General features: G+C 26.4%; 5 protein-coding genes, 1 pseudogene and 1 other annotated feature. Of the genes and pseudogenes, 1 reads left to right on the top strand and 5 read right to left on the bottom strand.

Features of this window, described 5'->3' with window-relative positions:
- Together QX51_RS20315 and QX51_RS05930 are read right to left on the bottom strand one after the other, a co-directional pair.
- On the bottom strand, positions 1-339 hold a 339-nt coding region (locus QX51_RS20315; RefSeq protein WP_152607216.1), incomplete at its 3' end, for a hypothetical protein.
- Positions 340-1,096: 757 nt separating this feature from the next.
- On the bottom strand, positions 1,097-2,086 hold the full coding sequence (locus QX51_RS05930; RefSeq protein ID WP_052232904.1) for a hypothetical protein: 990 nt from the start codon (positions 2,084-2,086) through the stop codon (positions 1,097-1,099).
- 184 nt (positions 2,087-2,270) lie between these two features.
- Here QX51_RS05930 and QX51_RS05935 point away from each other — a divergent pair, with 184 nt between their 5' ends.
- The gene (locus QX51_RS05935) at positions 2,271-3,335 is read left to right on the top strand and encodes a 4Fe-4S dicluster domain-containing protein (RefSeq protein ID WP_039678988.1); all 1,065 of its coding nucleotides are present in this window, start codon (positions 2,271-2,273) and stop codon (positions 3,333-3,335) included.
- Between the two features lie 155 nt (positions 3,336-3,490).
- Here the strand turns inward: QX51_RS05935 and QX51_RS05940 are convergent, their stop codons facing one another.
- From QX51_RS05940 to QX51_RS05950, 3 genes and pseudogenes are all read right to left on the bottom strand, one after another.
- Positions 3,491-4,042: a tryptophan transporter gene (locus QX51_RS05940; RefSeq protein WP_039678989.1), complete on the bottom strand. Its 552-nt coding sequence runs from the start codon at positions 4,040-4,042 to the stop codon at positions 3,491-3,493.
- Between the two features lie 136 nt (positions 4,043-4,178).
- Positions 4,179-4,422, bottom strand: a binding site (T-box leader).
- A gap of 66 nt (positions 4,423-4,488) precedes the next feature.
- Entirely contained in the window at positions 4,489-5,586 is a 1,098-nt protein-coding gene (locus tag QX51_RS05945) for a Nif3-like dinuclear metal center hexameric protein (protein WP_052232905.1), read from the bottom strand.
- A 15-nt stretch (positions 5,587-5,601) separates the two neighbouring features.
- A pseudogene (locus tag QX51_RS05950) lies at positions 5,602-5,794 on the bottom strand (tRNA (adenine(22)-N(1))-methyltransferase TrmK); the annotation flags it as partial.

Genomic DNA, 5,794 nt, shown 5'->3' on the forward strand with positions numbered 1-5,794 from the left:
GCATATTATATTTAATACTATTACAATAAAAAATAATATATATTCCATATTATTTTTATCAAAAGTCTCTCCAGTGAAAAGTACTAATCCTATTCCCAATTTAGAAATTATTATTATAGTTAAATCATTTATAGTATTAACATCTAAATGTTTATTCATCTTTTTTAAGTCAAATAAATTTATACACTGAATAATCATACCAAATACTAACACTATTAAATTTATTTTTAATATGTTTTTTTGTAACATATGATTAGTATTACAATACATAAGAATAGAGTATAAAGTTATAATAGAAAAAGTCATTATATATATGATTTTCTTAAAATTATATTTCATCCTATATGTATGAATTATTAAATAAAATAAAAAAGCTTCTACCAATAAATTTATATTATCCATGGATTTTACCGTTATATTAAAAACATTATTTTGATATATATTGTATAGAATTAGTAATAGCTTTAATACACCTAGATAAGCAAATAAATACGAGATATTTTTATATATAATATTACTTGTTATATCTAGATATATTTCATTTATTATAAAACTCAATATACCTATCATGCTTGCAAATGTAATAGCTACATAGTATGGAATCAATATATTGAATTTATTTATCGTAAGACATACGAGAATAGATAATAATATATATATGCCTAAAAATTTATTAATACTTTTATAGGATTCTACCATATTTATTTCCTTCCACAATAAAAATTTTTTTACCAAATAATTGCAATTATACATATATATTAATTGTTTCTAGTTATATTATCAACAAATGTACAAAGCTAAACCATTAGTTTAGCTTAATGTTATAAAATATACTAAGGAAGTGGCTTACTGTTATCTACCCAAAAGAATTTGTTTTATACCCTTGAATGAGCTTTGCTTTTAAAGTATATGACAAGCCCTTTGAAGAGTTTCATGTGTTAGTTTGAGATATTACCACTACCACTTCCTTAATATAATTGTATTTATAAGAGTATTATTTTGTTCATAATTTTTGATAAATAATAATATTTTATTTTCTTTTTCGTAGTTATATTTTATTTATTTTTATCATATATTATTAATTACTATGATTTTATTATGATTCCTTATTCCCTTCTGATTCTTTATTTTGTATACATTTTTCTGGATTAATATAAATTACTTCCCATTGATTATCCTTATTTTTTTTGTAATCAGCTATTTTTTTATCTACTCCATTTGTTAATTCATAAAAAAGTACGTAATATTCATTATCATCTTTATCTTTATAATATGCTCTTTTTTCATATCCGTCTTCATTAACAATTACATCACCCTCAACTAATGAGCACCAATTTCCATATTCTATTTCTACAAAAGTTTGAGCATCATATGCCCATCCATGATATGGTGCACATAAATAATTCTCACTACTATAATCCATCTTTACAATTTTATAACCATCATTTTCTTTATCCAAATATATATATCCATAATAATATGCAAATAGCCCTTTATTTTCTGTGGAGCCTTCAATAACTTCCAGCTCTACAAAATATTTTAATAATCCTGGCTTATCTTTATCAGCAGGAACATTGTTTACTTTAATCAAGTTAATGTGAAGCATGTTTTTAAAAGAATCTAAGAAATTTTTATACGGCAATTCTTTTTGATAAGATTTAGATAGAAAATTATATGCTACTGGATATGGCGCTTTAACATCTCCCAATGAACCGCAACCTGTTTCATTATTTTCCACTGGATTCGCCGCTTCTCTAAGCACATTAAAATAATTTACTACAGTATCCTTTCCTGATCTAAACGGTTTTGATGGTAAATCCATTTTATATGGATTTTTATTATAAAATTCCTTCAAAATATTAAGATTCTCATCATTTAATATAGTCATATCTGATGGTCTAAAAAATCGTTCTAAGTCATAATACTCTTCTCTACTATCAACTACCTCTAAATCTTCATCTATGATAGATTCATCAATTAAATTTCCACCTAGTATGTATTTATTTTCATTTTCTGTTGCATCTATTCTTAGTGTTGTCGCCATTATCATTATTAAACATAGTAGTACATATTTTATATTTTTCATTTTAATCTCCTTTCAAAAAATAAATAAATTGTTATTTATATCTTTTACATTTTTTTCTAAAATACACTAAAAATGTTTTTACTTTATATAAAAACTTATTCTTTATTTTTCTAATGACTTTTATATTCCAATATTCTACAATAATTACTATAATATAAGATAAAATCAAAAGGGGATGATTTAATTGAAAAGAATTGATGAAAGAGATACTATGTTCGCAAGAGTTCATTATAAAAAAGATAGCGATGTTTATAAAGACTATTATGCTAAAAATCCAGAAAAAAAGAATATTGATGATAGCTTTAGAACTAGACCAGAATTATTAGAGGAAGGTACAACTACATATAATAAACTTAATTCACCCATTGCAGGAAGTGCTTTTGCTTTTTTAAGAGATATTAAAGATTTATGTGAAGGAGATGTTTCACCTAAAAAAATAGATGGAGATAGTAAGACTTTTACGAAAAAAATTAAAGGAATCGCATCATTATATGGTGCTTGTATGGTTGGAATAACTAAACTGCAAGATAAACATATTTATACACATAGAGGTAGGTATGAAGAAAATTATGGCGAAGAAGTTAATCTTAATCATAAATATGCCATAGCCTTTGGTTGTGAGATGGATTTAGATATGGTTAATAGAGCTCCTATGATTTCTGAAGTTATCGCAACATCTAAAAGCTATGTTGATGTAGCTATAATAGGAATGATTATTTCATATTATATTAGAAGTTTAGGTTATGAGGCAAGAAATCATGTTGATGCTAATTATCTTGTTATGCCTGCTCTTATAGCAGAAGATGCAGGACTTGGCCAAATAGGTCGAAATGCCATTCTTACAAATAAAGATTATGGTTCAAGATTTAAGTTAGGAGTAGTAACAACAAATTTACCACTTGATATTGATGAAAAAGTCGATTTTGGATTAGAAGACTTTTGTAAGGTCTGCAAAAAATGTGCTCTTACATGTCCTTCTCAATCCTTATCAAGAGAAAATAGAATTGGCAAAGATGATAAATATAATTGGACTGTAGATACGGAAACTTGCTATACAAAATGGAGATACCTTGGCACTGACTGTGGTATGTGTATATCAGTATGTCCTTTTAGCCAAAACCTAGAAAGTATAAAAAAATGTGACTCTTTTAAAAAGAATGGAGCTGCTATACAAGATGCCTTAGAAGAATATAAAAAGAAATTTGGATCAAGAGTATTCGTTCCTGGAAATCCTTCTTGGTTAAGATAAAATTCGCTTTGATCATATCGTCAACTATGTATCCTTGCTATCGCTTCAGATATATACGTTACTTAAAATTCGCTTTGCTCATGACGCCAACGATATGTCTTTACTTAACTTCTTATCCCCTCTATGTCACTAGAGGGGATAAGTTTTATATTATTCTAGCTTTGAAAACTTACTCTATTCATAGTTATATGAATTACCTTAAATACAATTACTCCTACTATTAAATTTATTCCTACGGCAGGAAGTACAACCGCTGCAAATAACATATTTAAATTCATATTTCCAGGAAGTCCTACTAAAATTTGAGCTGATGTTAAAAATATAAATCCACTTATGGCTGTTCCAAGAGACATTAATATATTAGAAACTATGAAATCTTGATTTTTTTCAGCTAATTTTCTCATAAAAGGTAATTTATACATAGCCATCATAATAAGAAAACTTATATTTGTTGTAATAAATTTATCTATCACATTAGGTACTTGACCTCCAGGAAATGAACTTGTCATTCCTGAAAATATACCTGCAATTATTCCACATATTAAGCAAGCTTTGTAATCGTCTTTATTTATAATCATAATTGTAAATAACATTATTAAAGTCATGTCAGGTTTTACACCAAATATGGCAGGTTCTATTTGGTGCAAAACTAAACCTATTCCTAAAAGTACAGCATTTAAAACTAGTTTTCTTGTATTCATTTTCATAATAATATCCTCCAAAATATTTTTTAATTAAATTCAAATAAATTAATTCCCCTTTTAACCTCTTAAGAGTTTTAGTTCATACCAAAATTTTCACCTACCTTTCTTTTTGGGCAATAAAAAAAGCTCCATCCTATATAAATAGGACGAAGCTATACTCCGCGTTGCCACCTAATTTGTGTATCATAAATACACCTCTTAATATTGGTACTATCATACCTCATTTGCTATAACGTGCAAAACACGGTAAAGTCTACTTTCCAAAGATTTCGATTTACTCCTCAAAGGCCCATTCATCAAATTTCTTCTTGTCGAGATTCCACCATCCTCAACTCTCTATCTTGAACCTAAATTTGATTACTATCCCTTATCAAAGGATTTAATTTATTGTTAATAACATAATATGTATTTTTTTCCATTTTGTCAACTGTTTTTTATATTTTTATGTTTTAAATTAATTTAAATGGATTTAAATTTATTTCACTTCTTATAATTTCAACGCTTTCTATAGTATCTAAAAATCTTTTCATTACATCCTTAAATATATTTTCTGTATCAAAATGACCACAGTCAACTATACACATATTCATATCTAAAGCATCTTGTGCTTCATGGTATTTTACATCTCCAGTAATTATAACATCACAATTTTTAGATTTTGCTAATCCTACCATATCAGATCCTGCTCCAGTTACAACTGCTACTTTTTTAATTTTTGTATTTAATTCTCCAACTACTCTTATATGATCCATATTTAATTTTAATTTGATTTTATCACATAAACTTTGTAAATCTGCTTCATTGTCAAGAGTTGCATACCTTCCAAGACCTACAGATTTACCTTTATTTTCCAGTTTATAAACATCATAAGCGACCTCTTCATAAGGATGAGCTTTAATCATTTTTGCAATTGTTTTTTGTAATAAACTATTTGTAACTATAGTCTCGATTTTCACTTCTTTAACTTCTTCTATTTTTCCTATTTCACCTATAAAAGGATTTGAATTATCCTCTGGTCTAAATGTTCCTATCCCTGAGCTGTTGAATGTACAATTGCTATAATTACCTATATATCCTGCTCCACTTTCTCCTAATGCTTCTCTAACTATTATTTCATGAGTCATAGGTGTATAAACTGCAAGTTTATATAAAGTTTCACTATTAGTTACATCAAGTATTTTACAATTTTCAAACCCCATAACTTCCATAAAGTAATCATTTAGACCATCAAAAGCTATATCAAAATTAGTATGCATAGAATATAAAGCTATGTCATTTTTTATAAGCTTATGTATAAGTCTGCCTTTTAAATCTTTAGTGTTAATTTTATTCATTTTTCTAAAAATAAAAGGATGATGTGTAACAATTAAATCCACTTTTTTTTCGATTGCTTCTTCAATCACTTTTTCGTTGGCTTCTAAGGAAACTAAGACTTTTTTTATTTCACTATCAAAATCTCCAACTAATAACCCCACATTGTCCCAATCATAAGCTAAATTTAAAGGATACTTATTTTCAATTTTTTTAATTAAATCATTCAGCTTCATTTTTTCAACCCCTTATTAAATTAATTCTTTTAATTTTTCTATTCTTTCATTAGCTAAGTTTCTTTTAGCTATAACTGCTTCTGTATCTTTATTTCCTAATTTTGATATTATATTATTGTATTTTTTTATTTTATTTTCTACAAATTCTACTAATAATTCATCTTTATTTTCTATTAATTTTTTGCCTATCTCATAATATATATTATCC

It is taken from the genome of Terrisporobacter othiniensis, from assembly GCF_000808015.1.
Classification (GTDB): domain Bacteria; phylum Bacillota; class Clostridia; order Peptostreptococcales; family Peptostreptococcaceae; genus Terrisporobacter; species Terrisporobacter muris.

Coding starts and splice junctions, on each gene's coding strand:
- QX51_RS05945 (WP_052232905.1), bottom strand. CDS start 5,586: ATGAAGCTGAATGATTTAATTAAAAAAATTGAAAATAAGTATCCTTTA.
- QX51_RS05930 (WP_052232904.1), bottom strand. CDS start 2,086: ATGAAAAATATAAAATATGTACTACTATGTTTAATAATGATAATGGCG.
- QX51_RS05940 (WP_039678989.1), bottom strand. CDS start 4,042: ATGAAAATGAATACAAGAAAACTAGTTTTAAATGCTGTACTTTTAGGA.